1 protein-coding gene is annotated in these 1,028 nt (G+C 64.4%); it reads left to right on the forward strand.

Translation table 11 applies throughout. From position 1 onward, the window contains the following. The coding region (locus tag EN808_RS35055; protein ID WP_145973047.1) for an AMP-binding protein at positions 1 to 1,028 on the forward strand (1,028 nt) is incomplete at both ends.

A 1,028-nucleotide genomic window follows, 5' to 3' on the forward strand; every position in this document is an offset into this window, starting at 1 on the left:
GCGCAGGTGCGCCAGGCGCCGGAGGCGGTGGCGGTGGTCTGCGACGACGAGCGCCTGAGCTACGGCGAGCTCAATGCGCGGGCCAACCGGCTGGCCCATCATCTGATCGGGCTCGGGGTCAGGCCGGATCAGCCGGTGGCGATCTGCCTGGAGCGCAGCCCGGCTATGGTGGAGGGGGTCTTGGCGATCCTGAAGGCGGGCGGCGCCTATCTGCCGCTGGACCCGGCCTACCCCTGCGCGCGGCTGCGGCAGGTCCTCGGCGATGCCTCGCCGCGGCTGCTGCTTTGTGATGCGGCCGGACGCGCAGCACTCGGCGCCGAGGCGCTGGCCGATGTCACGACGGTCGATCTGGAGACGGCCACCCCGGCCTGGGTCGAGTTGCCCGCCTCGAACCCGGACCCGCGCGCTCTTGGCCTGACCGCATGCCATCTCGCCTATGTCATCTACACTTCAGGCTCTACCGGAGCCCCAAAGGGGGCAAAGAATGAGCATCGGGCTATTATCAATCGCCTGATCTGGATGCAGAAAGCCTACGCTCTCAATGCGACTGATGTCGTTTTGCAGAAGACGCCATTTGGCTTCGATGTCTCGGCCTGGGAATTCTTCTGGACGTTGCTTGAAGGGGCGACCCTGGTGCTAGCGCCACCGGCGGCACACAAAGACCCCGATGCGCTTGTAAAAGTGATCCTCAGCCAAAGGATCACCACTGCGCACTTTGTACCATCCATGCTGGTTAGCTTTATGGACACGACGGGCGCTGATCGCTGCACATCGCTGCAGCGTCTCGTGTGCAGTGGCGAGGCGCTTCCTGCCTCCGTCGCGCACAAAGTTCGACGCGTATTGCCTTTGACCGCCCTTCACAATCTGTACGGTCCCACGGAAGCTGCTATCGACGTTACAGCCTGGAGTTGCCCGGCTGACTTTGATGGGGCGATTGTCCCGATCGGCCGTCCGATTGCGAACACGCGGGTGTACCTGCTTGACGGCCATGGTGGGCCCGTGCCGTTCGGGGCGGTGGGCGAGCTTTA

The sequence above is a fragment of the Mesorhizobium sp. M8A.F.Ca.ET.165.01.1.1 genome (assembly GCF_004792065.1).
In the GTDB taxonomy this organism is placed as follows: Bacteria; Pseudomonadota; Alphaproteobacteria; order Rhizobiales; family Rhizobiaceae; genus Mesorhizobium.